At 59.0% G+C, this 24,171-nt stretch carries 28 protein-coding genes and 1 tRNA gene; 16 read left to right on the plus strand and 13 right to left on the minus strand.

Annotated features, from left to right (window positions below):
• Positions 1 to 124 precede the first annotated feature (124 nt).
• A complete protein-coding gene (gene phoU / locus ACQUQP_RS01590; protein ID WP_432697073.1) occupies positions 125 to 889 on the plus strand; it encodes a phosphate signaling complex protein PhoU in 765 nt (254 codons plus the stop codon).
• A gap of 9 nt (positions 890 to 898) precedes the next feature.
• Here the strand turns inward: phoU and ACQUQP_RS01595 are convergent, their stop codons facing one another.
• Positions 899 to 1,501: a DUF1415 domain-containing protein gene (locus tag ACQUQP_RS01595; protein WP_432697074.1), complete on the minus strand. Its 603-nt coding sequence runs from the start codon at positions 1,499 to 1,501 to the stop codon at positions 899 to 901.
• A 79-nt stretch (positions 1,502 to 1,580) separates the two neighbouring features.
• On the opposite strand from ACQUQP_RS01595, the gene ACQUQP_RS01600 reads away from it, so the two are divergent.
• The 4 genes from ACQUQP_RS01600 to phoR all read left to right on the plus strand — a co-directional run bounded on the left by ACQUQP_RS01600 (position 1,581) and on the right by phoR (position 5,227).
• On the plus strand, positions 1,581 to 2,102 hold the full coding sequence (locus tag ACQUQP_RS01600; RefSeq protein ID WP_432697075.1) for a chorismate--pyruvate lyase family protein: 522 nt from the start codon (positions 1,581 to 1,583) through the stop codon (positions 2,100 to 2,102).
• A 93-nt stretch (positions 2,103 to 2,195) separates the two neighbouring features.
• Positions 2,196 to 3,080, plus strand: coding sequence for a 4-hydroxybenzoate octaprenyltransferase (gene ubiA, locus ACQUQP_RS01605; RefSeq protein ID WP_432697076.1), 885 nt, complete (start codon positions 2,196 to 2,198; stop codon positions 3,078 to 3,080).
• Between the two features lie 114 nt (positions 3,081 to 3,194).
• Positions 3,195 to 3,890 (plus strand): phosphate regulon transcriptional regulator PhoB, encoded by a 696-nt coding sequence (phoB, locus tag ACQUQP_RS01610; protein ID WP_432697077.1) that lies wholly within the window; start codon positions 3,195 to 3,197, stop codon positions 3,888 to 3,890.
• 32 nt (positions 3,891 to 3,922) lie between these two features.
• On the plus strand, positions 3,923 to 5,227 hold the full coding sequence (gene phoR / locus ACQUQP_RS01615) for a phosphate regulon sensor histidine kinase PhoR (protein ID WP_432697078.1): 1,305 nt from the start codon (positions 3,923 to 3,925) through the stop codon (positions 5,225 to 5,227).
• Here the strand turns inward: phoR and cysZ are convergent.
• Both cysZ and ACQUQP_RS01625 read right to left on the minus strand, forming a co-directional pair.
• Positions 5,224 to 6,006 (minus strand): sulfate transporter CysZ, encoded by a 783-nt coding sequence (cysZ, locus tag ACQUQP_RS01620; protein WP_432697079.1) that lies wholly within the window; start codon positions 6,004 to 6,006, stop codon positions 5,224 to 5,226. The two genes, phoR and cysZ, sit on opposite strands and share 4 nt — an antisense overlap.
• 9 nt (positions 6,007 to 6,015) lie before the next feature.
• Entirely contained in the window at positions 6,016 to 6,243 is a 228-nt protein-coding gene (locus ACQUQP_RS01625) for a hypothetical protein (protein ID WP_432697080.1), read from the minus strand.
• A 94-nt stretch (positions 6,244 to 6,337) separates the two neighbouring features.
• On the opposite strand from ACQUQP_RS01625, the gene ACQUQP_RS01630 reads away from it, so the two are divergent.
• A complete protein-coding gene (locus ACQUQP_RS01630; RefSeq protein ID WP_432697081.1) occupies positions 6,338 to 7,279 on the plus strand; it encodes an NADP-dependent oxidoreductase in 942 nt (313 codons plus the stop codon).
• Between the two features lie 15 nt (positions 7,280 to 7,294).
• On the opposite strand, the gene ACQUQP_RS01635 is transcribed toward ACQUQP_RS01630, so the two are convergent.
• The 3 genes from ACQUQP_RS01635 to ACQUQP_RS01645 are packed head-to-tail and all read right to left on the minus strand — an operon-like array spanning position 7,295 to position 8,662.
• The gene (locus ACQUQP_RS01635; protein WP_432697082.1) at positions 7,295 to 7,774 is read right to left on the minus strand and encodes a hypothetical protein; all 480 of its coding nucleotides are present in this window, start codon (positions 7,772 to 7,774) and stop codon (positions 7,295 to 7,297) included.
• 19 nt (positions 7,775 to 7,793) lie between these two features.
• Positions 7,794 to 8,054 carry a hypothetical protein gene (locus ACQUQP_RS01640; protein ID WP_432697083.1) on the minus strand — a complete coding sequence of 87 codons (261 nt, stop codon included), beginning with the start codon at positions 8,052 to 8,054 and terminating at the stop codon, positions 7,794 to 7,796.
• Entirely contained in the window at positions 8,054 to 8,662 is a 609-nt protein-coding gene (locus ACQUQP_RS01645) for a YjaG family protein (RefSeq protein WP_432697084.1), read from the minus strand. Before ACQUQP_RS01645 ends, ACQUQP_RS01640 begins: the two co-directional genes overlap by 1 nt.
• A 364-nt stretch (positions 8,663 to 9,026) precedes the next feature.
• Between ACQUQP_RS01645 and ACQUQP_RS01650 the strand changes: the two genes are divergently transcribed.
• The 5 genes from ACQUQP_RS01650 to ACQUQP_RS01670 all read left to right on the plus strand — a co-directional run bounded on the left by ACQUQP_RS01650 (position 9,027) and on the right by ACQUQP_RS01670 (position 14,581).
• Positions 9,027 to 9,608 carry a TIGR00730 family Rossman fold protein gene (locus tag ACQUQP_RS01650; protein ID WP_432697085.1) on the plus strand — a complete coding sequence of 194 codons (582 nt, stop codon included), beginning with the start codon at positions 9,027 to 9,029 and terminating at the stop codon, positions 9,606 to 9,608.
• 247 nt (positions 9,609 to 9,855) lie between these two features.
• Positions 9,856 to 10,617, plus strand: a complete 762-nt coding sequence (locus ACQUQP_RS01655) for a phosphate/phosphite/phosphonate ABC transporter substrate-binding protein (RefSeq protein ID WP_432697086.1) — start codon at positions 9,856 to 9,858, stop codon at positions 10,615 to 10,617.
• Positions 10,614 to 12,746, plus strand: coding sequence for a putative bifunctional diguanylate cyclase/phosphodiesterase (locus ACQUQP_RS01660; RefSeq protein WP_432697087.1), 2,133 nt, complete (start codon positions 10,614 to 10,616; stop codon positions 12,744 to 12,746). Before ACQUQP_RS01655 ends, ACQUQP_RS01660 begins: the two co-directional genes overlap by 4 nt.
• Positions 12,743 to 13,657, plus strand: coding sequence for a hypothetical protein (locus tag ACQUQP_RS01665; protein WP_432697088.1), 915 nt, complete (start codon positions 12,743 to 12,745; stop codon positions 13,655 to 13,657). The genes ACQUQP_RS01660 and ACQUQP_RS01665 overlap by 4 nt, the downstream gene beginning before the upstream one ends.
• Before the next feature lie 69 nt (positions 13,658 to 13,726).
• Complete coding sequence (locus ACQUQP_RS01670; protein WP_432697089.1) at positions 13,727 to 14,581, plus strand: DNA ligase; 855 nt, start codon at positions 13,727 to 13,729, stop codon at positions 14,579 to 14,581.
• Positions 14,582 to 14,785: 204 nt separating this feature from the next.
• Here the strand turns inward: ACQUQP_RS01670 and hisF are convergent, their stop codons facing one another.
• The 4 genes from hisF to hisB are packed head-to-tail and all read right to left on the minus strand — an operon-like array spanning position 14,786 to position 17,622.
• Complete coding sequence (gene hisF, locus ACQUQP_RS01675; protein ID WP_432697090.1) at positions 14,786 to 15,559, minus strand: imidazole glycerol phosphate synthase subunit HisF; 774 nt, start codon at positions 15,557 to 15,559, stop codon at positions 14,786 to 14,788.
• 39 nt (positions 15,560 to 15,598) lie between these two features.
• Positions 15,599 to 16,336, minus strand: a complete 738-nt coding sequence (gene hisA, locus ACQUQP_RS01680) for a 1-(5-phosphoribosyl)-5-[(5-phosphoribosylamino)methylideneamino]imidazole-4-carboxamide isomerase (RefSeq protein WP_432697091.1) — start codon at positions 16,334 to 16,336, stop codon at positions 15,599 to 15,601.
• Positions 16,337 to 16,374: 38 nt separating this feature from the next.
• Positions 16,375 to 17,025 carry an imidazole glycerol phosphate synthase subunit HisH gene (gene hisH, locus ACQUQP_RS01685; RefSeq protein WP_432697092.1) on the minus strand — a complete coding sequence of 217 codons (651 nt, stop codon included), beginning with the start codon at positions 17,023 to 17,025 and terminating at the stop codon, positions 16,375 to 16,377.
• A gap of 3 nt (positions 17,026 to 17,028) precedes the next feature.
• Complete coding sequence (gene hisB / locus ACQUQP_RS01690; protein WP_432697093.1) at positions 17,029 to 17,622, minus strand: imidazoleglycerol-phosphate dehydratase HisB; 594 nt, start codon at positions 17,620 to 17,622, stop codon at positions 17,029 to 17,031.
• 267 nt (positions 17,623 to 17,889) lie between these two features.
• Between hisB and ACQUQP_RS01695 the strand changes: the two genes are divergently transcribed.
• The 4 genes from ACQUQP_RS01695 (at position 17,890) to ACQUQP_RS01710 (ending at position 21,538) form a co-directional block, all read left to right on the plus strand.
• On the plus strand, positions 17,890 to 20,037 hold the full coding sequence (locus tag ACQUQP_RS01695) for an AsmA family protein (protein WP_432697094.1): 2,148 nt from the start codon (positions 17,890 to 17,892) through the stop codon (positions 20,035 to 20,037).
• A 23-nt stretch (positions 20,038 to 20,060) separates the two neighbouring features.
• Complete coding sequence (gene mutY, locus ACQUQP_RS01700; RefSeq protein ID WP_432698657.1) at positions 20,061 to 21,122, plus strand: A/G-specific adenine glycosylase; 1,062 nt, start codon at positions 20,061 to 20,063, stop codon at positions 21,120 to 21,122.
• Positions 21,119 to 21,397 carry an oxidative damage protection protein gene (locus ACQUQP_RS01705; RefSeq protein ID WP_432697095.1) on the plus strand — a complete coding sequence of 93 codons (279 nt, stop codon included), beginning with the start codon at positions 21,119 to 21,121 and terminating at the stop codon, positions 21,395 to 21,397. Before mutY ends, ACQUQP_RS01705 begins: the two co-directional genes overlap by 4 nt.
• 65 nt (positions 21,398 to 21,462) lie before the next feature.
• Positions 21,463 to 21,538, plus strand: a tRNA-Phe gene (locus ACQUQP_RS01710).
• A 4-nt stretch (positions 21,539 to 21,542) separates the two neighbouring features.
• Here the strand turns inward: ACQUQP_RS01710 and ACQUQP_RS01715 are convergent.
• Both ACQUQP_RS01715 and ACQUQP_RS01720 read right to left on the minus strand, forming a co-directional pair.
• Positions 21,543 to 21,827: a tyrosine-type recombinase/integrase gene (locus ACQUQP_RS01715; RefSeq protein ID WP_432697096.1), complete on the minus strand. Its 285-nt coding sequence runs from the start codon at positions 21,825 to 21,827 to the stop codon at positions 21,543 to 21,545.
• A gap of 295 nt (positions 21,828 to 22,122) precedes the next feature.
• Complete coding sequence (locus ACQUQP_RS01720) at positions 22,123 to 22,365, minus strand: hypothetical protein (protein WP_432697097.1); 243 nt, start codon at positions 22,363 to 22,365, stop codon at positions 22,123 to 22,125.
• Between the two features lie 453 nt (positions 22,366 to 22,818).
• On the opposite strand from ACQUQP_RS01720, the gene ACQUQP_RS01725 reads away from it, so the two are divergent.
• A complete protein-coding gene (locus tag ACQUQP_RS01725) occupies positions 22,819 to 23,229 on the plus strand; it encodes a hypothetical protein (protein ID WP_432697098.1) in 411 nt (136 codons plus the stop codon).
• Positions 23,230 to 23,312: 83 nt separating this feature from the next.
• On the opposite strand, the gene ACQUQP_RS01730 is transcribed toward ACQUQP_RS01725, so the two are convergent.
• Positions 23,313 to 24,146, minus strand: a complete 834-nt coding sequence (locus ACQUQP_RS01730; protein WP_432697099.1) for an SDR family oxidoreductase — start codon at positions 24,144 to 24,146, stop codon at positions 23,313 to 23,315.
• Positions 24,147 to 24,171: the final 25 nt, after the last annotated feature.

Consider the following 24,171-nt stretch of genomic DNA (forward strand, 5'->3'; position numbering starts at 1 on the left):
AGCGGCAGTTTTTAATCAAACTGTCATATATGCAATGTAGGTTAGCGCCCTTTATAATCAAGCCATATCCACCCCCAGATTCCCACTTTGTTGACTGGCCCAACCCACGACGGAGAGCATAACCGTGCAATACGAAGAGGATAGTTACTCCAATCATATTTCCCACCAGTTCAACGAAGAGCTGGAGAAGATCCGCACGCAGATGCTGACCATGGGCGGTATCGTGGAACGTCAGGTATTTGACGCCATCGAAGCGTTGTTGACCAATGATGAAGAGATGGCTGAGCAGGCGCGCCTCATCGACCGTCAGACCAACGAAATGGAGCTGGCGATTGATGAGCAGTGCACCCGCACCATCGCCCTGCGCCAGCCAACGGCCTCTGACCTGCGCCTGATCCTGTCGATCAGCCGTTCCGTGGCAGACCTGGAGCGCATCGGTGATGAAGCCACCCGTATCGCCCAGCAGGCGATCGAAATGGCCGAGAGCAACAGCTCCACCCAGCACGGTTTCCAGGAAGTCCGCCATATCGGCGAAGTGGTTCGCACCATGGTCCGTGACATGCTGACCGCCTTTGCCCGCAACGACCTGGAGCTGGCATACCGCGTGGCCAAGCAGGACCGTAAGGTGGACCAGGAATACCGCACCGCCATGCGTACGCTGGTCACCTTCATGATGGAAGATGTACGTTCCATCTCCAGCATCATGAACGTGATCTGGGTACTGCGCAGCCTGGAACGTATCGGCGACCACGCCCGTAACCTGGCCGAACACCTGATCTTCCAGGTCAGCGGCACCGACGTGCGCCACCAGAGCCTGAAGTCCATCAAGCAGACGGTACGCGAGGAAACCGGCGGCAAGGGCGCCGGCAACGATAGCGAAGAGGAGTAAGGCCGCGCCTTACTCTTTTTCGGCCTCTTTAGCCTGCGGCCAGTAGTCTGCCAGCGGCGGGAACCGGGCAATCAGCCTTTCCCGCCCGATCTCGCGCAGCCGCGCGATGTTGCGCTCCGGTATCTGATCCGCATCGCCGTAGCTGGCGAGCACCCGGCTCATTTCGTCCTGGCGGATCAGGTGCAGGGTCGGATAGGGTGCGCGGTTGGTCCAGTGACTGATATCGCTCTCGTCGACGCCGTCGAACAGATAGCCGGGATGAAAACTGGCGATCTGGAACAGATCCTCCACCCCGGCCCGCTCCAGCAGTGCCTCTGCATCCGCCACCAGATCGAGAAACTCGTCAAAGTCGCTCAGCAGCCAGGGCGTGATCACCAGCGTTGTGGATAACTCCGTTGCCGGCGTTGCCACCAGCTCCGACAGCTGCTGCAGAAAATCCCGTAACAGCTCATCCTCGTTAGCCGCGTCCGATACCTGGTAGCGAATCGTTCCGGCCTTTACCACCGGCGCCGCGAACGGACACAGATTGAGCCCAACCACCATCGCTTCGACCCACTGCCGGGTCAATATCTCCGCCTGTTCGATCAGACGTTCATCGCTTTCACTACTCATAGGCCAGTCCTAACTCAGGTGTGCTGATGATACACTCTGGCACGCACAGGAATCACCCGCACACGCTGCCGAGGTCCTTTTGAAAACCGATCGTCCCCAGCCAGAAAACGCGCGCCACTGGCGCTGCCTCAAACATCCGATCCGGGCACCACGGCGACTGCGCCGCTGGCTCACCGATCACGGCTCACTGACACGGCTGTTGAAACGCGCCAGCGGCAACCGTTTCTCGGTGCGCGTAGCCGCGCAGGGTTTTGCCAGACCCGGTGCCATGGAGGCGGTAGCGCTGGGCCTGAAACCCCGGCAGCAGGCGCTGATCCGCGAGGTTTACCTGTGCGGTAACGGCGAGCCCTGGGTCTACGCCCGCACCGTTATCCCCGTATCCACTCTCAGCGGCCGTCACCGCACCCTGAAACTGATCGGCACTCGCTCGTTAGGCTCGCTGCTGTTTCGTGATCCCGGCATGCGCCGCGAGCCGCTACAGATCGCCCGGCTTGAGGATCATCTCTGGGCGCGGCGCTCGGTATTCCACCTGGACGACAAACCGCTGCTGGTGTGCGAGGTTTTTCTGCCGTCGCTGGAACACATACAATATCCGGCCTGATATCACCTGCTGACCCCGTCTCATCGGTACAATGCAGGAAAAATTATAATAAACGTGCTTTTAACCCAGGGGCACTTTTAACCAAGGGGCAGTATGGCTATGTCGATGACCAACAGCAGCTCAGCGGGCAAGCTCAACACCTATATTCAGCTGATGCGAGCCGACCGCCCCATCGGCACCTACCTGCTGCTCTGGCCCACGCTCTGGGCGCTGTGGATCGCAGCTGAGGGTGTGCCGCCCCTGCACCTGCTGATTATTTTCTCAATGGGGGTGTGGCTGACCCGCTCCGCCGGCTGTGTGATCAACGATTACGCCGACCGCCATTTCGATGCCCACGTGAAGCGTACCAAGGACCGCCCCCTGGCCACCGGCCGCGTCAGCGAAAAAGAGGCACTGAGCCTGTTTGCCGGCCTGATGCTGGCCGCCTTTGCGCTGGTGCTGTTCACCAATCAGATGACCATCCTGATGTCGTTCGCGGGCCTGGCGCTGGCCTTTATCTACCCGTTCATGAAACGCCACACCCATCTGCCCCAGGTGTTTCTCGGCGCCGCATTCGGCTGGGCGATTCCGATGTCGTTTACGGCGGTACAGGAGCAGCTGCCACTGATCGCCTGGGTCATTTTCCTCGCCAAGCTGGCCTGGACCGTGGCCTATGACACCATGTACGCGATGGTGGACCGGGACGACGACCTGAAAATCGGCATCAAATCCACCGCTGTCCTGTTTGGCCGCCATGACCGGCTGATGGTGGGCCTGCTGCATATCGCCGCCCTGATGCTGCTGCTGATCGTCGGCGCCATGGCGGGACTTGGCGTCTGGTTCCATCTGGGGCTTTTCGGCGCTGCCGTGCTGTTTATCTACCAGCAGTGGCTGATCCGCGAGCGCGAACGCATGCCCTGCCTGAAGGCGTTTCTGAACAACCACTGGGCCGAATTACTGGTACTTGTGGGCATCATCGCCGATTACGCGCTGGCCTAAAGAGCGCTATCCCGACCTTAAGTCGCCTGATTCTGCTATTGTCATATTTGTGTAACGCAAACGTCTTGTAATAGTCGCGATTCACAACAGCAGAAATTTCAGAGGCAGTGACGCATGTCTGCATCAAAACGGGTTTTGATCGTTGACGATGAAGCTCCGATCAGGGAAATGATTGCCGTAGCGCTTGAGATGGCCGGCTACGAATGTATGGAAGCGGAAAATGCCCAGGAGGCCCACGCGCTCATCCTGGATCATAAGCCGGACATGGTCCTGCTGGACTGGATGATGCCGGGTACCAGCGGGGTCGAATTCGCCCGCCGCCTGCGCAAGGATGAGGTTACCGCGGACATCCCGGTCATCATGCTGACCGCCAAGACCGACGAGGACAACAAGGTGAAGGGCCTCGAGGCCGGCGTCGACGATTACATTATCAAGCCGTTTTCACCGCGCGAGCTGGTTGCCCGACTCAAAGCAGTACTGCGCCGGGCTACCCCCAAGGGCGTGGAAGAGCCGGTCACCGTTGACGGCCTTTGCCTCGATCCCGTTTCCCACCGGGTTACCGCCGATTCATCACCGGTCGAGCTTGGGCCGACGGAGTTCCGCCTGCTGCAGTTTTTCATGACCCACCAGGATCGCGCCTACTCCCGCAGCCAGTTACTCGACATGGTCTGGGGCGGAAACGTTTATGTCGAAGAACGCACCGTAGATGTGCATATCCGCCGCTTGCGCAAAGCACTTGGCGAACGTCATGATTACCTCGTACAAACCGTTCGCGGTACCGGCTACCGCTTCTCTTCTCAGGTCGCCTGAACCCCAGCCGCGGCCAACGGACACGAGGTTTTATGCGTCACACACGCACACCGATGAACCTGCCCCTGATCGGAGCAGCCCTGGTAGGGCTGGGCGCCGGAGCCCTGCTTTCCTATCCGGGCTGGGGCCTGGCGCTGAGCATGCTGGCATGGAGCATCTATCACGCGCGCCAGTTCAACAAAGTGATGAGCTGGTTATCCCGGGAAGCAGACGATATGCCACCGGAAGGCACCGGCCTCTGGGGTGATCTGCTGGATCAGCTGGCAAGACGCCGCAAACGCGCTGTCGCCCGCGAAGACAAGCTCAAAGCGGTGATCAGCCGCTTCCAGCAGAGCACCGCATCGCTCTTCGATGCCATCGTCATCATCGATCGCGACAACAACCTGGAGTGGTGGAACAAGGCCGCGGAAACCCTGCTTGGGTTCCAGGACAGCGACCGTGGCAAGTCGATCTTCAACCTGGCGCGTGACCCCCGCTTTATCCGCTACTACCAGAAAGAGCAGTACCAGGAACCACTGCAGCTGGTCTCGCCGATAAACTCTCATACTTTCCTGCAGCATCAGATCAGCCGTTTCGGCGATGGAGACCGGGTACTGGTATCCCGGGACGTCACCCGACTGGTGAAACTGGAGCAGACCCGTCAGGACTTCGTCGCCAACGCCTCCCACGAGCTGCGCACCCCGTTGACCGTGATTCACGGCTACGTGGAGACCTTTCTTGAACAGGATCTGCCGCGACCGCTGCATCGCGGGCTGTCGCAGATGCAGCACCAGACCACGCGGATGGAACGTCTGGTGGCGGACCTGCTGCTGCTTTCCAGGCTCGAAGCCACCGAACACATCACCGATCTGCACCCGGTGGGGATCCAACGGCTGATCGAGCAGATTCATCGCGATGCAGAGGAGCTGTCAGGGGATCGCGCCCACCATTTCCAGGTGGAGATCGAGCCCGGCTACCAGCTGCTGGGCCAGGAGCTGGAACTGCACAGTGCGCTCTCCAACCTGGTATTCAATGCGGTGCGTTACACTCCAGGTCCTGGCGAGATCAGCATTCGCTGGTGGGTGGATGATAAAGGGGGGCATTTCTCGGTCAAGGACAGCGGTATCGGCATTGATCCGATTCATATCCCCCGCCTCACGGAACGCTTCTACCGAGTCGATGAGAGCCGCTCTTCAGCCAGTGGTGGTACAGGCCTTGGGCTTGCCATCGTCAAGCACGTGCTGATGCGCCATGGCGCTCACCTGACGATCAAAAGCAAAACCGGCGAGGGCAGCACCTTCACCTGCCACTTCCCGCCGGATATGGTTCGCCCGGTGATCGAGGCGGTCAGCAACTAGCGCGTCACCACCTTTCCGGTGGCTGACGCACCCGCTGTTTTCAATTCGCTGTGTTCCTCTACCCAGTAGATGGTCGCTCCGACCACGGCTGCGGGCATGATCAGCAGGTTCACCAGCGGTATCAGCATGCCGACCTGCACCACCGAGCCAAAGCCCACTGCGGTGAAGCGCTGCGATTTCAGCAGGCGCTTCATCTCCCCGAAGCTCACCTTGTTGTTATCCATCGGATAGTCGCAGTACTGGATCGCCATCATCCAGGCACCGAACAGGAACCAGACAAAGGGCATCGCCAGGTTGATCACCGGGATAAAGCTCAGCACCAGCAGGATCAGCACCCGGGGCAGGTAGTACATCAGCTTGGCCACCTCGCGCTGCAGCGAGCGGGGAATCATTTTCACCAGCTCCGACCAGCCTTCATCGGTACTCACCGTGCCACGCAGCTTGCGCTCCACCATCTCCGACAGAAAGCCGTTGAACGGCGCCGCAATAAAATTGGCGACAATGGAGAAGCTGTAATAGACCACCACCAGTATCAGCAGCGCCAGCAGCGGCCAGAGCAGGTAGCGCAGAAAGTCCAGCCACTCCCAGGCGGGCAGCCAGGCGTTCATCATATAGTCGATCCAGTTACCAAACTGATTGATCAGCAGCCAGATCGCACCGCTGAACAGCAGCACGTTGATAAGCAGGGGAATTAGTACGAAACTGCGGATACCGGGCTCAGGCAGCATCGCCAGTCCGCGCGTAAAATAGCTGGCGCCCCTGACGGGATTGGCACTCATAGACCCTCCTCAGGCCAGAAAATAAACGATAAAACGTATAGCGACGGCGACCAGCATCAGGGTCAGCCCGATACGGTTGATTCTGAATTCCAGCGGTGTGAAGCTGATCAGCGGCTGCCAGAAGCGCATTACCGCCTGCCAGTCACTGGTTCGTTTGACGTAGAGACCCAGCGAGGTCACAAACACCAGCAGGCCGCCCCAGAACAGAAACGGCTCGATTATGGCCAGATAGATCATCGTAATCCTTCTCAAGCACTTGGGTTGGACAGGGGCCAGGCGGGCCTGTTAGCGGCTTCCACTACCCCGGCTTTTTCAGTGAACGGAGATTAACATGAAAGCGATACGACTCCACGCCTTCGGCGGAGCGGAAAACCTGACCCTGGACGAGGTGGAGATCCCGCAGCCGGGCCGCGGTGAAGTGTTGATTCGCAACCGCGCCGCCGGCATCAACCCGATCGACTGGAAAACCTGCGCCGGCGGTGGCGCCAGTGCCGCTATCGGCGAGCTGCCGTTCATTCCCGGCTGGGAGTGCGCCGGCACTGTGGATAAGGTCGGTGATGGCGTCAGTGACTTCAAACCGGGCGACGAGGTGTTCGCCTTTATCCGTTTCCCGGAAGCGGCCGGCTGCTATGCCGAATACACCTGCGCACCGGCGAACCAGATCGCGCTGCGACCCGAATCCCTGAGCGCAGAGGCAGCAGCCGGTCTTGGCCTTGCCGGCCTCACCGCCTGGCAGGCGCTGCATGACAAGGCGCAGGTAAAAGCGGGGCAGAAAGTACTGGTACTGGCCGCCGCCGGAGGTGTCGGCCATATCGCCGTGCAGCTGGCCAAAGCGGCGGGCGCCTACGTGATCGGCACCGCATCCGCCGCCAACCAGGACTTTATCCACAGCCTGGGCTGCGACGAGTGTATCGACTACTCCAGCGCCAACCTGGCGGTCAGTGTCAGCGATGTGGATATCGTTATCGACGGCGTCGGTGGTGCCACCGCCATTGAAGCGCTGCACTGCCTGAAATCGGACGGCATTCTGGTGACGCTGCCGTCGGTGACAGCAGCCGAGGTGATGGCGGCGGCAGAGAAGGGCGGTTACCGCGTCATGGGTATCCGGGTCGAGCCCAACGGCAGCCAGTTGGAGGCGCTGGCCGCGCTGGCCGATGCCGGCAAGCTGAAGCTATCACTGGGCGGGTCTATCCCGCTGGCAGAGGTGGCCCGCGCCCATGCACTCAGCGCCAGCGGCCATCAGCGCGGCAAGCTGGTGCTGAGCATCGGTTAAGCGTTGCGATCGAGATTACTGGCCGGCAGCTGCAGCGCTGTCGGTCAGCTCATCCCCCGGTGCGAGGTTACTACTGCAGAAATACTGCTGCTGACGCAGTAACAGGCGGCAGCCCTCGCCACGAATATCCTGAGCCCAGCAGGCTTCGCGGGCCCAGATCTTCTCATCTTCGGTTTTCTCTTCCTGGTAGGCCGGTACCTTGTCACAGAAGGTCTCAGAGACGGCCGCCGTCTCCAGGCAGGCGTTCAGGAACTTGCCGTAGCGCACGGTGCAGCTGAATCCGGTGCACTGGGTATCGAACTCCTTAAGCGCTTCATCAAGACAGGCCTGCTGATCGTGATTGCGGCCGTATTCAAGGCCCGCCTCACGGTACACCAGGGCTTCTTCGGCCCGTTCCTGGTTGAACTCCGCGACGATGGCGTCCTTTTTGAACCAGAGATAAGCCACACCCAGCACAGCAACCGCGAGCAGCGCCAGCAGGATCTTTTTCACCATTATCAGAACTCCGGAAAACTCAGGAACGGCCCTTGTAAAGACCGATAAGACAGAAGAAAAGCCCCACCACGGCCAGCAGCATCCCGCCGTTGACCAGCAGAGGGTGACGCATCATGAAGGGAACAAAGGGGTACTCGCCGGATGTCTCGCAGCTGGCTTCGGCGTAGTGCCAGGCACCACCGCTATCGAGACAGGCATCCACTTGAGCCTGCTCGATCATAAAGCCGGCCATCAACGCCAGCGGCGGTACGATCAGCAGAAAAAGTCCGAGTCGCAGCATCAGCCGTCTTCATCACTGATGCCGATATTGCTGACGCCCTCGTTTTCGGCCAGGGTACGCAGCTCACGGATAAACGCCGCTGTGGGCTGACGCTGCCCACGCAGTCGCTCCAGCACCTCGTCAACGAACGCCTCTTCGTTCAACATCAGTTCATGGGTATTGATGAAACGTACCAGCTCCTCATCGGACATCTGGTCATCACCCTCGCTGATCTCGATAAAGCCCGCCACACACTCGTGGGACAGGTTCGCCACCTCGACCGCTTCGGCCACATCCCCCTCGATCACACAGGTCAGCGTGGAGTAAAGACCAACTACGGCTGCATGGGCCGGGGTTGCGCCATACATATCAAACTCGTCCAGATCGGGAATACTCGCCTCGACGTTGTCGAGCTGGACTTCTGCATTGATGCGTGCGCCGGTGCCGGCCAGCTGGTTCCAGATACCGTCAAGAATGCCACGCAGCTGCTGATGATCACCGAACTCCACCAGACGCGAGAACAGTGCGAAATTCGGGAACATCCGTTCACTCAGCGCGGCACAGAAAGCGACGAGCTGCCAGCTTTCCAGTCGGTCGAGTTGTTTCTCCAGTTTCAGCGGCTCACTCATCGGTGTCTCCGGTCTCTGCATATCGATCAGGCTTGATGGCGTATTGTACGGCCTGAACGCGGATACCAACAGGCTGGTACGCCTCTGCGCTGCCGTAAATAGCAAAACGGCGCTACTAATCCGGGTATTTCGGGGCATTAATCAGCAATTATCTGATCATCGTACATGACTATCGTGCTTTTGCCCGCTTTCTCACCTCGGCCGGGGACACAGGGATCAGGGGCGGCATCTGCTTCACCAGTGGGTTCACCGCCTTCTCCATGGTAGCATCGAGGTCCAATCCGCATCCGGCCGGGGCAGTGGTTTCGTACTGCGCATCCCCGTTAATGGCCGGCTCAGCTCGGCACAGGAAAAGGACTGAAGAATGGCAACAACACTCTGCGTTTTCTGTGGTTCCCGCAAAGGCGCGAACCCGCGTTTCGAGAAGGTTGCGTTCGAACTCGGTACGGCGATCGCCGCCCAGGGGTCATCACTGGTGTATGGCGGTGGCTCCGTCGGACTGATGGGTGCGGTGGCAGAGGGTGTGATGAGTGCAGGTGGCGAAGTCACCGGCGTGATTCCGGAAAGCCTGTTCAAGGCTGAAGTCGCCCACCAGCAACTGACCTCGCTGGAAGTGGTGCCCGATATGCACGCCCGCAAGGCGCGTATGGCCAGCCTGGCCGATGCCTTTATCGCGCTACCCGGCGGTATCGGTACCTTTGAAGAGCTGTTCGAGATCTGGACCTGGGCCCAGCTGGGCTATCACGACAAGCCGGTGGCGCTGCTCAATGTGGATAACTTTTACGGCCCGCTGCTCGAATTCCTCGACCACACCCGCCGCCAGGGATTTATCCAGGACCAGTGCCGCTCGCTACTGCGTGTCGACGAAGAGATACCAGCTCTGCTGGAGCAGTTGAACCAAGCCATCGACCACTCCGGCAACCGCTGGAGTCCGGAAAAAATCTGACCCCTGGCCGCCAAGGTAGCAAAACGCTAAGGGTTCTCGTACATTCAGCCACAGACGAGTCTGGAAGCGACCGACAAGCATGCGACACCTACCCTCCCTATTCATCAGCAGGCTTCTCCTCATCGCTCAACTGACCGGTGCACTGCTGTTGGGCGGCCTCGCTGCGCCGGCGTTAGTATTCGCAGACACTCTTGTGATCGCACAGGTTAGTGACCGGCCTAAAAAGAATTTCAAGGAGTTGCTGCCGATGGCCCGCTACATGGCCGGTCGGCTGGAGCAGTACGGCTTCACTGGCGCTCAAGTCCATCTATACGGGACCGTCGACGAGCTTGTAGAGGCGGTCCGCCGGGGTGAGGTTCACTGGATCAGCGAAACACCCTACACGGCAGCCCGCCTGATCCGGGAGACCGGCAGCCAGGCACTGGTCACAAAATGGAAGAATCACCAGCCTCAATACCAGTCATTGATCTACACCCTCGCCGACAGCGGCATCGACGAGCTCAACGACCTGGTCGGCAAACGGATCGCGTTTGAACATCCGGCCTCCTTCAGCAGCTACTTTCTGCCCCGGCAGATTCTGGAGCGGCAGGGACTTTCCCTGGTCAAGCTGGAGCATACCAATGACCCGGTGCCGCCGGGCCAGGTCGGCTACCTGTTCAGCCGCAACGAAAAAAACAATGCACTCTGGGTGGCAAAAGGGATCGCCGCCGCCGGCGCCCTGAATAACGGCGACTGGGAAAACAGGGCGCGGGTACCGGCCCGTATCCAAGCGAAGCTGCAGGTTATCCACCGTTCTGAGTTCTACCCCAGGGCATTCGAGATCGCCACACCCGCCCTGTCAGAAGCCGCGGCCAGTGCGCTGAGGGACGAACTGCTGGCGATGAGCGAGAACAGCCATGCCGACCTGTTGGCGCGCTATGAGCAGACCGGCGGCTTCAGTGCGCTGAATCCGAAAGACCATGAGTTTCTGCTCCAACTCGGCCACGGCAGGGAGGATACACCTGAGTGAAACGCCAGTTTTCGGTCATCACCCGCCTGTCACTGCTGCTGACCCTGCTCTCGGCAGTGATCATGCTTGCACTCATGATGGCCGTTGACGATTCCCTGAAACGCTACCTGCAGGACTCCAACCAGGCCAGTCAGCAACTGCTGACCAATGTGGCCAAACGCCAGCTCGAACACGATGCCCAGCTGCTCACCAATACACTCAGCAACGGCCTCAGTATCGAGATCTACAACCGGGATCTCAGCGCGATCGCCGAAGCACTGCAAGGACTGAGTCAGTACCGCAACCTGGACTATATCTACGTCTATGGCCCCGACGGCCGGATCATCCACGATGGCAGTGCCGAGATCCCGCTATATGGAAAAGAGGTTTCAGACTACACCCCGCCGCAGCTGCTGACCGGCCTGCGCGAGGACCGGTTCTGGGAAGGTGAGCATCTGCACCTTAACTCACCGGTCAGCGTTGCCGATGAGTCTATCGCCGCGATCGCGGTCAGCTTCGATTTTGTCCGCCCCTTTTCGGCAATGCATATCCACGCCCGGGAACGCAAAGACACCGAGTACGAACTGTTCCAGCAGGTTCGCTGGGCCATACTGATCACCTTCATTCTGTTATTGCCGATCTGCATGTTCAGCGCACGCTGGATCACCCGGCGCATGCTGAAGCCACTGCAGGTGCTGACCGAACGCAGCACCCGATACGCCGAGGGCGAACGCAATATCAGTTTCGAGCTCCACCGGCCGGACGAGCTGGGCCGCCTCGGCAGCGCGCTGGAGCGGATGCGTGATGCACTGGAAGAAAGCCACGACCAGGTCCACCAGATGGCCTACGAGGACCCGGTGACCTCCCTGCCCAACCGGCGCTGGTTCCAGAACCGGCTCAGCGAGATGATGCACCGCAGTGCCAGCCTGGACAGCGCCTTCGCGGTGCTGTTTATCGACCTGGACCATTTCAAGCAGGTTAACGATACCGCCGGTCACGAGCGTGGCGACCAGTTGCTGCGCGAAGTGTCCCGCAGGCTTCAGGTCAACGTCAGGGCAAGCCGCGGTCAGCGCGGGCCCGGCGCCGAGCTGGCACGCCTTGGCGGCGACGAATTTGTGGTCCTGCTGCCAGCGATCCGCTGTGCCGAGGACGCTGCCGAGATAGCCCGCAGCCTGCTGCTGTCCCTGGCCTCGCCCTTCCTGCTCCATGGTCAGTATTTCTCCATATCCTGCAGTATCGGCATCACGCTGTACCCGGATGACGGCGTCAGCGCCAGCGAAATACTCAAGCACGCCGATATTGCCATGTACTCCGCCAAGCAACATGGCCGCAACCAGTTCGCCTTTTTCCAGCCGCAGATGACCCAGGAGATCCAGGAGCACCTGGAGATCCAGCAGGGCATCCGGGAGGCGATCGAGAATGACCACCTGTTCCTCGATTACCAGCCGCTTTATTCCATGGAAACGGGCCGCATTATCGGTGCTGAGGCGCTGCTGCGCTGGCAGCACCCGGAGAATGGCCTGCTCTCGCCGGCCCGCTTTATTCCGATCATTGAAGAATCGGACCTGATCGAGGACGTCACCCGCTGGGTCGCCAACCGCGCCAGCCAAGATCTGCAGACCCTTCTCAGGCACCGCCAACAGTTCTCCCTGGCGATCAATGTCTCCGGCGCGGCGCTGCACCAGCTGGAGCTGTGTCAGTACATCTGCGATCTGAAGAATAACCTGGCGCTGCCGGATAAAAGCCTCTGTATCGAGATCACCGAAACCAGCATGATCAGTCATCTGGAGAGCAGTGAAGCGGCGCTGAGACGCTGGAAGGCCTCAGGTATCGATATCTGGATCGACGATTTCGGCACCGGCTATTCGTCGCTGGCCTACCTGAACAGCCTGTCGATCGACGGACTCAAGATCGACCGTTCCTTCGTGCATAACCTGATCGACGGCCACTCCCGCCCGCTGATAGACGCCATGGTCGCGCTGGCGGATTCCCTGTCGATCGGTACCGTGGCAGAGGGGATCGAAACCGACCGCCAGCACGAAGAGCTCAAAAAGATGGGCGTGCGCTACGCCCAGGGATACGGCCTTGCCCGCCCCATGCGTATCGAAAAACTGATCTCACTGATAGAAAAGGAAGCTCTATCCCGATGAACCGCGTTGCGCTCTACGCCCTGCCACTGCTGCTGGTTCCCGTCCCTGAAGCCTTCGCCGATATCGAGATCAAAGCCCGGCTCAAACACCTGGACGGGCAGGAACGCAGCGAGATTTCATACGCAGACGATGGCAGCTTTGACGAGCGCGACGTCAAACGTAAAAGCCGCTGGGAGAGCGAGACGCTGGTCACGGCGGAGCTTAACCCGGAGTCTGAATGGCGGTGGAGCGCACGCCTTGGCTACAACGCACGCCGCACCGTGGATCACAGCCGTGAGTACCGCGAGGATGGCTCACTGAAGAATGACAAGACCCGCACCGAGTGGCGCCAGACCCCGTTGCTGGGCCTGGGCCTGCGACGGGATCTCGGCTCCATGCTGGGTGGCGCTGCCTGGTCGTTGCGTGCCTATCACGATCGCTTTATCGATGTGCACTACCGCGCTACCAGCCTGGCAGAGGATGCCAAACCGATCGAAGGCCGCGGCATGGGCTACGAAACCAAACTGGCGCTTCAGGCCGAATACCCCACCCCCTGGTACAGCCTTTATCTGCTGCCTAAAGTCAGCATCAAACATGAACAGTACAGCGCCTGGACCAACACCGCTCGGGATGACCGGGAAAAAGCCGAACAGGAGCTGCAGTACGAAGCCCGACTCTGGCTCGACTGGATCATGCCGGTAGCCGGCTGGGAGATGATGTTTGGCCCTACCTGGCAGCTTGAAGATCAGGCTGAACGCAAACCGGGTGAGGCCTGGGAGTGGGAAAACCAGGAGCAGTGGATCGGCACCCTGAGGCTGGAGTATGAATCCCCCATGCCCGGCTTTGAAATGGAGATCGGTGCCGAGCACTGGCTCAACGGCGCCGACCGTGATGATACCCGCTACAGACTTGAGCTCAGTTACGAGTTCTGACTAACCTTAGGTGACTCAAAGGCGGAGCAGGAAGCTCCGTTCAACTCCAGGGATCAAGGAGAGCCCCCCATGTCCAACCCACCTCTCTGGGCCGGCGCTACGCTGGCCTTCGTTGCCACACCCGTCGCCCTCGCCGCCACCCAGGCGCCCGCACTGATGAGTGCCGAATCACTCACGCCGGAACAGACCATCGACAGCCAGGCTTATTTCGTCAGCGAAAAGCTCGATGGCGTGCGTGCCCGCTGGAGCGGCCAGGTGCTGCTGACCCGCAGCGGCCTGCGCATTCATGCAGCCGATACATTGTTAGAGCAATTGCCACCGGTACCTCTGGATGCGGAGCTCTGGCTGGGTCGCGGCCGGTTCAGTGAAACCTCCGGCCTGATTCACCGCGCCGATGCCGGTGATCCGCTGTGGGATGAGGTACAGCTGCGCCTGTTCGACCTGCCGGCACATCCGGGCACCTTCGAAACGCGCCTTGCGGCACTCAACGACATAGCGGCCGCTGTGGATAACTCGGCTGTCAGCGTTATCGAACAGACACGCGGACTCTCACGAGCCGAGATCGACAACCTGCTTGAGCAGACCCGCCAGACCGGCGGAGAAGGCCTGATGCTGCATCACGCTTCCGCCCGCTACACACACAGCCGCAGCAGCCTGCTGTTGAAATACAAGGGTTATGAGGATGCCGAAGCCCGGGTGGTTGGCTACACACCGGGTAAAGGCAAATACGAGGGGATGACCGGCGCGCTGATTGTAGAAACCAAAGCAGGCCTACGCTTTCGTATCGGCTCGGGACTGAGTGATGAGGAACGGGCCAGCCCACCGAAGATCGGCAGCCTGGTAACCTACAGGTTCAACGGGCTGACCAGCCAGGGCAAACCCCGGTTCGCCCGTTTTATGCGGATTTATGATCCGCAAATTTAAACATTTCACCTGCAATGTACGAGGCACGCACCCAAAGGGCATAAAAACCTCGTCCCGATTGATGCGGCACAGCAGTCATTTAAGACCCCGCTGGTTGATCGCGACGAGGGCGTCGCTGCTACGAAAAGCCACTTCCATGACAGACGAAAAGGGTACAAAAAAGGCCCCTTATGGGGCCTTACTGTAGCGATCTTCGAGAAATGATCAAAGCCTGACTTCGACGCCCTTCTCCCGCATATATTGTTTCGCCTGCGGGATGGTGTACTCGTTGAAGTGGAAGATCGATGCTGCCAGCACCGCGTCTGCCTTGCCTTCGATGCAGCCTTCGACCAGGTGATCCAGGTTGCCGACACCACCGGAAGCGATTACCGGCACCGCGACGGCTTCAGAGATGGCGCGGGTCACGCCGATGTCGTAGCCGTTCTTGACGCCATCCTGGTCCATGGAGGTCAGCAAGATCTCGCCAGCGCCCAGCTCCACCATCTTTTTCGCCCATTCAACCGCATCCAGACCGGTCGGCTTGCGGCCGCCGTGGGTGAAGATCTCCCACTTGTCCGGTTCGCCTTCCTTGGAGACTTTCTTGGCATCGATGGCGACCACGATGCACTGGCTGCCGAACCGCTCGGCGGCTTCGCGCACGAATTCCGGATTGAACACGGCAGCCGTATTGATCGATACCTTGTCGGCACCGGCGTTGAGCATCTTGCGGATATCCTCGCAGGTGCGGATACCGCCACCGACGGTCAGCGGGATAAACACCTCGGCAGCCATGCGCTCCACGGTATGCACCATGGTATCGCGCTCTTCATGGCTGGCGGTGATATCCAGGAAGGTGATCTCGTCCGCGCCCTGTTCGTTGTAGCGCTTGGCGACCTCTACCGGATCGCCGGCATCGCGGATATCGAGGAACTTCACGCCCTTTACCACGCGGCCGTTCTCGACATCGAGACAGGGGATGATGCGTTTTGCCAGTGCCATGGTGCTTACCTTTCTGCGTTACTACTTACTTGCTCGGCCTTACTTGCTGAGCTCGTCGCTGAGCTTCTGCGCTTCGGCCACATCCAGGGTGCCTTCGTAGATGGCACGACCGGTGATGGCGCCGAGGATGCCCTGATCGGCCACGGCTGCCAGCTTGCGGATATCTTCGATATCGGTAACGCCGCCGGAGGCGATCACCGGAATACCGGCTTCGCGGGCCAGCTCAACGGTGGCTTCCACGTTCACACCCTGCATCATGCCGTCACGGCTGATATCGGTGTAAACGATGGCGCTGACGCCGTCGTTGCGGAAGCGTTTGGCCAGATCCACCGCTTTAACGTCGGTGATCTCGGCCCAGCCGTCGATCGCCACGTAGCCGTCCTGGGCGTCCAGGCCGACGATGATGTGACCCGGGAACTGCTTGCACATCTCGGTGACGAACTCAGGCTCTTTCGCCGCCTTGGTACCGATGATGACGTACTCAACGCCTGCATCCAGGTAGGCCTGGATGGTCTCGGCAGAGCGGATACCGCCGCCGATCTGGATCGGCAGGTCCGGGTAGGCCTTGGCGATGGCGTTGACGATCTCGCCGTTGACCGGGTTACCGGCAAAGGCGCCGTTCAGGTCCACCAGGTGCAGACGACGGCAGCCGGCTTCAACCCACTTCGCGGCCATGTCGACCGGGTTGTCGGAGAATACGGTGGAATCGTCCATGCGGCCCTGACGCAGGCGTACGCATTTGCCATCCTTGAGATCGATCGCGGGGATAATCAGCATTGTGGATAAAACCTTGAAAGTCTGTCTCGGGGACGGTCTCAGACCTGGCCGTCCCAGTTAAGGAAGTTCTTCAGCAGCTGCAAGCCTGCAGTATGGCTCTTTTCCGGGTGGAACTGCACGGCAAACACGTTGTTGTGCGCCAGCGCCACGTCGAAATCCACACCGTAATGGCAGGTTGCGGCCACCTGACCGCGCTGGGCCAGCTTGACGTAGTAGCTGTGGACAAAATAGAAACGGCTGCCGTTGTCGATATCTTTCCACAGCGGGTGATCGATGCTCTGCTGCACCTCGTTCCAGCCCATGTGCGGCACCTTCAGGCGATCACTGCCTTCGCTTTCGTGCAGGTCTTCACCGAAGAAATTGACCCGGCCTTCAAACTCGCCGAGACAATCGACGCCGCCGTTCTCTTCCGAGAACTCCATCAGCGCCTGGTAACCGACACAGATGCCGAGGAACGGCTTGCCGGAGGCGATCGCCTCACGCACCTCTTTATCCACACCCAGGCGGCGGATCTCGGCCATACAGTCGCGGATCGCGCCGACACCGGGCAGCAATACACGATCAGCTGTGCGCACCTGTTCCGGATCGGCGGTTACGCGCACCTCGACACCGGGCTGCACATGTTCCAGCGCCTTGGCAACCGAGTGCAGGTTGCCCATACCGTAATCGATGACAGCGATACTGCTCATAAATTACAGACACCCCTTGGTCGACGGCATGATCCCGGCGGCACGGGGATCTTCTTCCAGTGCCATGCGGACGGCGCGACCAAACGCCTTGAAGATCGTCTCAGCCTGGTGGTGGGTGTTCTTGCCCTTGAGGTTATCGATATGCAGGGTCACCTGGGCGTGGTTGACGAAGCCGTGGAAGAATTCACTGAACAGATCCACATCGAAGCTGCCAACGCGACCGCGGGTGAACTCCACATCCATCGCCAGCCCCGGACGGCCGGAGAAGTCGATGACCACACGGGACAGAGCTTCATCCAACGGTACATAGGCGTGGCCGTAACGGCGGATGCCTTTCTTGTCGCCGACGGCCTGGTGGAACGCCTGGCCCAGGGTGATGCCGATATCCTCGACGGTGTGGTGATCGTCGATATGCAGATCGCCAATGGCATTGATCTCCATGTCGATCAGACCATGACGGGCAATCTGATCCATCATGTGGTCAAGGAAGGGGACGCCAGTATCGGACTCGAACTGGCCAGTGCCATCGAGGTTGATCGATACGGTGATCTGGGTTTCCAGAGTGTTGCGGGTCACTCTGGCGGTACGATCGGCCATCTCAGTCTCCGCCGTTGCGCGTGGGTTTCATTGAAAGCGGATATTATACAGACAACCCGCCGTCAACGGCAGAGCAATAGTTATTCAACGGTGACTGAACCTGAGGCTTCAGCAGGGGTCAGCCATTCTGAAGGTAATCTGGCGCACAGAAGCAGGGGACAAGGGCCAAAAATGGCTGAGTGGAAAAGAGCGTTTTCCCCTAACAACAATCGATTAGCTACAATAGTGCAGCATTCAAAGCAGACCGAGGTTTACAGGATTCGACCTATGAAATTGATTACAAGGCTGTTTATCGGATTAGTGGTCCTTGTCGTTCTTCTGATCGGCGCCGGAGGTATTCTCCTCGGCTTCGTTATCGATCCGAACGATTACCGCGGCGACATAGAGCAGGCCGCACGCGAGCAGGGCATCGAACTGGAGATCAATGGTGAGATCGGCTGGTCGGTCTTTCCCTGGCTCGGCCTGGATGTAAGCGACATCGATCTGCGCTACCCGGACAAGCCGGGCCTGGCCCGACTGGGACAGGCACAGGTCTCGGTCAAGCTGCTGCCGCTGATCAGCGGCAGCGTGGAAATGAGCAGCGTGCAGGTCAACGGCCTCAAACTGAACCTGATCAGCACCGGTCAAAGTAACAACTGGACCCCGGCCGATACCCAGGCCCAGCCGGCCACTGAAGAGAGCACCGCCGATACCGGCGATAGCCCGGCAGGTCGCGGGATCAGCTCCTTTGCCATCGAAGAGATTGTCCTCAGCGATGCACTGATCAATTATGTGGACGAAGGTGCCGGCAGCCGGGTGGAGATCAGTAACCTGAACCTGACCACCGGCATGCTGACGCCGAATACCCCGATCCCGCTGGAACTGAGCGCCGATATCCGCCAGTTCAGTAACGACACCGAGTCACTCTCGCTCAGCACCAACCTGACCGGCGATGCCCTGCTGGACCTGGACACCCAGCGCTACCAGCTCAACGGCATCGTCGCCAATACCCGTATCCAGAGCCTGGCCCTCGGCGGCGAGCCGCTTGAGCTGGCTATTGAAGCGAACCTGGACGTGGATCTGGATGATCAGCTCGCCAACGTCGGCATTCAGAAGCTGGCGATCGCAGAGCTCAGTGCCAATGGCCAGCTCAGCGTGGAACAGTTCAGCAACCCGGTCATCAAGGGCGGCCTGATGGTTGACGACTTCAACCTGAAGCAGCTGCTGACCTCGCTGGGACAGACCGCGCCCGAAACCGCCGATCCGGATGCCCTGACCCGCGTTGGTCTGAGCACCACCCTGGGCGGAACCGCGAACACCCTGACGCTGGACCCGCTGGCGATCCATCTGGACGACACCCGATTTGACGGTAAGGCCAGCCTGGATCTGACCAGCCTGGCCCAGACCCTTGTCCTCAAGGGCGACAGCTTCAACGCCGACCGCTACCTGCCACCGGCCAACGAATCCGGCAACGCGGCAGGCGAGGGCAGCGCCAGCTCGGATAACGGCAATAAGGAGCGCTGGTCGAAAGAGGAGATCATCCCGCTGGAGCCGCTGCAGGCACTGAACCTGGATGCCAGCTTTGACCTGGGCAAACTGACCATCGCCGGTATCGACGCCAAAAACATCGGACTGACACTGAGCGCCCATGACGGCCTGGTCAACCTGAGCCGCATCAACGCCGACATGTATTCCGGCACCCTGCGCAACAGCGCCAAGCTGGACGCGCGCCAGAAACCGCTGAAGATCAATATCAGCGAAAAGATCAGCGGCATCCAGCTTGGCGAGCTGCTGACCGAACTGGCGGGCGAAGCGCCGATCACCGGTACTTTCAGCTCCGATGCGCTGCTCAGCGCCCAGGGGCAGTCGATGCACGCCATCATCAACTCCCTGGGGGGCATGCTCAACATCAAGGCTGCCGATGGTGTTATCGAGGGCATCAGCATGGCGCAGACCATCTGCCAGGGGATCAACAATGTGGCCAGCCTGGGTATCAACAGCGAGCAGGTGGACCAGTCCACGCCGTTCGCCGATATGGGCGGCAGTTTCAATATCACCAACGGCGTGGTCAGCAACAAGGACCTGACCGCCAACCTGGACGCGATGCAGATGACCGGCCGCGGCAGCGTGAACCTGCCCCAGGCGCTGATCGACTACCGCCTGGGCATGACCATCAAGGAGAACCTGTTCAAGCAGACCTGCTCCGTAAACAACCGCCTGGAAGGCGTGGAGTTCCCGGTGAACTGCAAGGGCTCCTTCGATACACCGCCGGCGCAGATGTGCCGACCGGACCCCAGCATCTTCGCCAACCTGCTCAAGGCCCAAGCGCAGAAAAAGGTCGAGGAAGAGGTTGGCAGCAAAATCGAAGAGAAACTGGGTGAAAAGCTCGGTGGAGAAGGTGCCAAATCATTGATCAAAGGGTTGTTTGGAAACTGATGACCAGCCTGACACCGATTGAGATGACACCCGCAGAGTTCCATGGCGCCGTGCTGGACTGGTTTGACCAGCACGGCCGTAAGGACCTTCCCTGGCAGCAGGAGAAGCTCGCCTACAACACCTGGGTCTCTGAGATCATGCTGCAGCAGACCCAGGTTGCCACGGTGATTCCCTACTACCAGCGCTTCATGGAGCGTTTCCCGGACGTACACTCCCTGGCCTATGCGGATATAGATGAGGTACTGCACCTCTGGACAGGCCTGGGTTATTACGCCCGCGCCCGCAACCTGCACAAGGCTGCGCAGATCGTCAGCCGCGACTTCGGCGGCGAATTCCCGCTCAGCGTGGGCGAGCTGGAGCAGCTGCCCGGTATCGGCCGATCAACCGCCGGTGCGATCCTGTCGATCTCCAGCGGACGCCGTGCCGCCATCCTCGACGGCAACGTCAAACGGGTCCTGGCGCGGTGCTACGCGGTGGAAGGCTGGTCCGGCCAGACCGCGGTGCAGAAAAAACTCTGGAGCCTGGCCGAGCGCAATACGCCGGATCATCGCGTCGGTGACTACACCCAGGCGATGATGGACCTGGGCGCCACGCTCTGCACCCGCAGCAAGCCAAGCTGTCTGCTGTGTCCCTTACAGCCCTCCTGTAAAGCCTTTGCACTGGGGCTCACCGACAAGCTGCCTTCACCCAAGCCAAAGAAGACCCTGCCGGTAAAGCAGACGCAGATGCTGATCATCCGCAACACAGACGATCACATCCTGCTGGCCCAGCGCCCACCCACAGGTATCTGGGGTGGCCTGTGGAGTCTGCCGGAGGTGCAGGATCTGCGCGACGCGCCAGCTGAACTGGGCCTTCAGATCGACAAAGCCACGCCGCTTGAGCCGCTGCGTCACACCTTCAGCCACTATCACCTGGATATCACCCCGGTACTGGTGAGCCTGAAAGACCCTACAAACTGCGTCATGGAAGGCCCGCCGACACTCTGGTATAACACCGACCAACCACAAAATATTGGCCTGGCCGCACCGGTGAAAAAGCTACTGCACTCCATCACCGGCACCAGCAAAACGGGAGACAAACCATGAGCCGCACAGTTATCTGCCGCAAATACAAAAAAGAGATGGAAGGCCTGGAGCGTCCGCCGTACCCGGGAGCACTGGGGCAGGATATCTACGACAACGTCTCCAAGCAGGCATGGCAGGAGTGGACCGACCACCAGACCATGCTGATCAACGAAAAACACCTGAGCCTGATGGACCCGAACAGCCGCAAATACCTGCAGGAAGAGATGAAGAAATTCCTCTCCGGCGAAGAGTACGACAAGGCTGAAGGCTACGTACCGCCATCCGAGAGCAACTAAATAAAGAAAAGTGAAAACAAGGCGTTGACACCCTCAATCAAGTCGGGTTTAATATGCGCCTCGTTGCCCGGATAGCTCAGTCGGTAGAGCAGGGGATTGAAAATCCCCGTGTCGGTGGTTCGATTCCGCCTCCGGGCACCACTACTTAAGAGGCTTGCACTAGATGCAGGCCTTTTTTGTATCTGGCGTGTGCCGGTAATCTGCCTCCAACCTGTCCCGCCACCGCTTTTAAGTGCTCTCCCGCCATATGCGCGTGCCGCAGCACCCTGTCGAACGACGACCAACCTCCCAACTCCATTAACTCGTACAGACTGGTTCCTCTTTGCACGTGCCATGACGCCCAGGTGTGCCTGAGATCATGCCAGCGAAAATCGGTAATCCCCGCCCGTTCCAGTGCGCGCGCCCAAGCTTTAGCGGAAGTCCGCTCCACCGGTTCCCCTTGGTAGGTAAAGCAATACTCGGGAGAACCAGTCAAGCACGGCTTGTATAGAGTTTTCAGTTTTGGGTGTGCCTGGAAAGCTATGAGTAAGCGTGTGGGACGGCCAGGGCAATGAAGTTCTTGCCAGCAGGACCAAGACTATATGAGGTTAAGCAGATATTTGCTTTCTAAAGTCGCCTGGGCGATTTCAGCTGCCATTAAGTAATGTTCGTGCAGCTTGGCCCAGGCTTGCCGTACTTGCGGTCTGGTTAGCTCTTTAAGCTCATCGGCCAGATGGCGCCAGGTCTCACCGTACCGGGTACTTACCCCAACGGTAACCTTGCATTTTCATACAGCTTTGAATGAGCTGCTGTTTCTCCGCACGACTCGAAATTTTCGCCATGCCAACGTTATATTGGCACTCAGATTCATGTGTAACAGCTTGGTCGTAAGAAGCTCCTTCTTTCGACCAGAACTGCTTATAAGCCGGGCCACCTGTTGCACAGGCGGTGAGAGATATAGACGTTAGGAGAAGGGCAAATTTCTTCATTTTTCGATCCTTGAAAGCCATATATTAGTGACGCCATATAACTAGAGTTTATGTTTAACTGTCTACCCATATTGAGAGCAAATAACACTGTGAATGAACAGCGCGCTATCGAATATCACTTCCCTTCTGCGATATACCTCGTATAGATAGCGCACTGTTTTTTGGATTCTCGAGCAGTAGTTTCGGTAGGCCTTTGCCGGTGCATGCGCTGCCAATCATTACATGCAGTGGCCAACGCTACTCCTTTCGAACTTTTGATTCGATGTGCTCGTTCTGCCGCAAGCTTACGCTCATTTTTTTCGGTCCAAATAGCGTTCTGTTGCTTAAGCTGGTTGGACATAGCTTCTGCTGCCACTTTTAGTTGGTATGCGGCGAATTGCGCTGAAAGATAGTTCGATAGCAAATTGCCTGAACAAACAGCAATCGTGATCGTTAGGAATAACGCGAGATAGTTTGAAGCATTCATGCCGGCTCAACATCCATGTTGCATTGAGTCTGCACTATAGCGAATCAAGAGCAAAAGCAGCATTCTTAAATGTCGTGACTATGTCTTTTTTGCCTTTATCTCTGAAATCGTTTCCCGACAACCATTCTGGACCAGCGTTCTCGCAGCGGATACTCGGCCTGGAGACCCGTTGGACGATCAGCGTTCACCAGAGCTTGGAGTTCGCCAATTCACTCTATCCAAGCCTGAAAGCGCTCTCACAGCTGCTCAAGCTCTCCTCGCTCGGCTGGATTCAGGACTTGAACACCTATATCGGTGTGGCGCTGAAGCTGGGCCTGAGTAATGAGTATGACGAGACGTCTGCGGAGGAAATGGAAAACGAATTCAGGTACAGCGCTTCGCTGGCCTGGACACTCTAACAGCCGGACGAAATCACTAGACATAAAACTCTGTCATTTGGCCAGATAGCTTGGTATCCGGCTTATCCAGCCTAATCCAATGACTAGTCCGATGACTTGATCAGCAGTTTGTCCAGCAGACGGTTTGGCAGTATCCGGCGCATCAGTCCCATTAAATGGGTCGGGAAGGTCACGTAGTAACGCGCCCTGGGGCGACGGCTTTCAATGGCATGACGCAGGGGTTTAAGCACCGCTTCCGAGGTCAGCGTAAAAGCAGGCTCCTTGCCCGGCTCCTGGTTGGCAAGCCGCGTTACAACCGCTTCATAGGTTTCCCGGTGCGCACTGCGCTCGATATCGATATTGGCGTTAAAGGCGGCGAAAGCGTTTTTGCGAAAGGCGCTTTCGATCGGGCCGGGTTCGATCAGGCTGACATGGATATTCGTACCGGCCAGTTCCAGCCTCAGGGTGTCTGTCAGTCCCTCCAGCGCGAATTTGGAGCAGTTATAGGCACCGCGGTACTTCAGCGCCACGAGACCGAGCACCGACGAGTTCATGACGATTCTACCGCCGCCCTGACGCCGCATCACCGGCAGCACTCTGTTGGTCAATTCGAGCCAGCCCAGCACATTGGTCTCGAGCTGAGCCCGCATCACGTCACGGGAAAGGTCCTCGACGGCGCCGGGCTGGCCATAGGCGCCGTTGTTGAACAGTACATCCAGGGTTCCACCGGTGCGCTCAAGCACCTGGTCCACCGCGGCATGGATAGACGCACTGTCGTCCAGGTCCAGCTGCAGACTCTCCAGCCCCTCATCAGCCAATGCCTGCACATCGGCCAACTTCCTGGCGGTGGCAAAGACACGGTAACCCAGCTCATGCAGGCGCAATGCACAGTGGCGGCCGATGCCGCTGGAGCAGCCGGTTATCAGGATTGTTTTCATGATCCGTCCCTGTGGATAAGTCATC

This window comes from Marinobacterium sp. YM272 (genome assembly GCF_050908845.1).
Lineage (GTDB): Bacteria > Pseudomonadota > Gammaproteobacteria > Pseudomonadales > Balneatricaceae > Marinobacterium_D.

Excerpts from the sequence above, each read along its gene's own strand:
- ACQUQP_RS01595 (WP_432697074.1), bottom strand. The coding sequence starts at position 1,501 with ATGAGTAGTGAAAGCGATGAACGTCTGATCGAACAGGCGGAGATATTG.
- ubiA (WP_432697076.1), top strand. The coding sequence starts at position 2,196 with ATGGCTATGTCGATGACCAACAGCAGCTCAGCGGGCAAGCTCAACACC.
- phoB (WP_432697077.1), top strand. The coding sequence starts at position 3,195 with ATGTCTGCATCAAAACGGGTTTTGATCGTTGACGATGAAGCTCCGATC.
- phoR (WP_432697078.1), top strand. The coding sequence starts at position 3,923 with ATGCGTCACACACGCACACCGATGAACCTGCCCCTGATCGGAGCAGCC.
- cysZ (WP_432697079.1), bottom strand. The coding sequence starts at position 6,006 with ATGAGTGCCAATCCCGTCAGGGGCGCCAGCTATTTTACGCGCGGACTG.
- ACQUQP_RS01625 (WP_432697080.1), bottom strand. The coding sequence starts at position 6,243 with ATGATCTATCTGGCCATAATCGAGCCGTTTCTGTTCTGGGGCGGCCTG.
- ACQUQP_RS01630 (WP_432697081.1), top strand. The coding sequence starts at position 6,338 with ATGAAAGCGATACGACTCCACGCCTTCGGCGGAGCGGAAAACCTGACC.
- ACQUQP_RS01635 (WP_432697082.1), bottom strand. The coding sequence starts at position 7,774 with ATGGTGAAAAAGATCCTGCTGGCGCTGCTCGCGGTTGCTGTGCTGGGT.
- ACQUQP_RS01640 (WP_432697083.1), bottom strand. The coding sequence starts at position 8,054 with ATGCTGCGACTCGGACTTTTTCTGCTGATCGTACCGCCGCTGGCGTTG.
- ACQUQP_RS01645 (WP_432697084.1), bottom strand. The coding sequence starts at position 8,662 with ATGAGTGAGCCGCTGAAACTGGAGAAACAACTCGACCGACTGGAAAGC.
- ACQUQP_RS01650 (WP_432697085.1), top strand. The coding sequence starts at position 9,027 with ATGGCAACAACACTCTGCGTTTTCTGTGGTTCCCGCAAAGGCGCGAAC.
- ACQUQP_RS01655 (WP_432697086.1), top strand. The coding sequence starts at position 9,856 with ATGGCCCGCTACATGGCCGGTCGGCTGGAGCAGTACGGCTTCACTGGC.
- ACQUQP_RS01665 (WP_432697088.1), top strand. The coding sequence starts at position 12,743 with ATGAACCGCGTTGCGCTCTACGCCCTGCCACTGCTGCTGGTTCCCGTC.
- ACQUQP_RS01670 (WP_432697089.1), top strand. The coding sequence starts at position 13,727 with ATGTCCAACCCACCTCTCTGGGCCGGCGCTACGCTGGCCTTCGTTGCC.
- hisF (WP_432697090.1), bottom strand. The coding sequence starts at position 15,559 with ATGGCACTGGCAAAACGCATCATCCCCTGTCTCGATGTCGAGAACGGC.
- hisA (WP_432697091.1), bottom strand. The coding sequence starts at position 16,336 with ATGCTGATTATCCCCGCGATCGATCTCAAGGATGGCAAATGCGTACGC.
- hisH (WP_432697092.1), bottom strand. The coding sequence starts at position 17,025 with ATGAGCAGTATCGCTGTCATCGATTACGGTATGGGCAACCTGCACTCG.
- hisB (WP_432697093.1), bottom strand. The coding sequence starts at position 17,622 with ATGGCCGATCGTACCGCCAGAGTGACCCGCAACACTCTGGAAACCCAG.
- ACQUQP_RS01695 (WP_432697094.1), top strand. The coding sequence starts at position 17,890 with ATGAAATTGATTACAAGGCTGTTTATCGGATTAGTGGTCCTTGTCGTT.
- mutY (WP_432698657.1), top strand. The coding sequence starts at position 20,061 with ATGACACCCGCAGAGTTCCATGGCGCCGTGCTGGACTGGTTTGACCAG.
- ACQUQP_RS01705 (WP_432697095.1), top strand. The coding sequence starts at position 21,119 with ATGAGCCGCACAGTTATCTGCCGCAAATACAAAAAAGAGATGGAAGGC.
- ACQUQP_RS01720 (WP_432697097.1), bottom strand. The coding sequence starts at position 22,365 with ATGAAGAAATTTGCCCTTCTCCTAACGTCTATATCTCTCACCGCCTGT.
- ACQUQP_RS01730 (WP_432697099.1), bottom strand. The coding sequence starts at position 24,146 with ATGAAAACAATCCTGATAACCGGCTGCTCCAGCGGCATCGGCCGCCAC.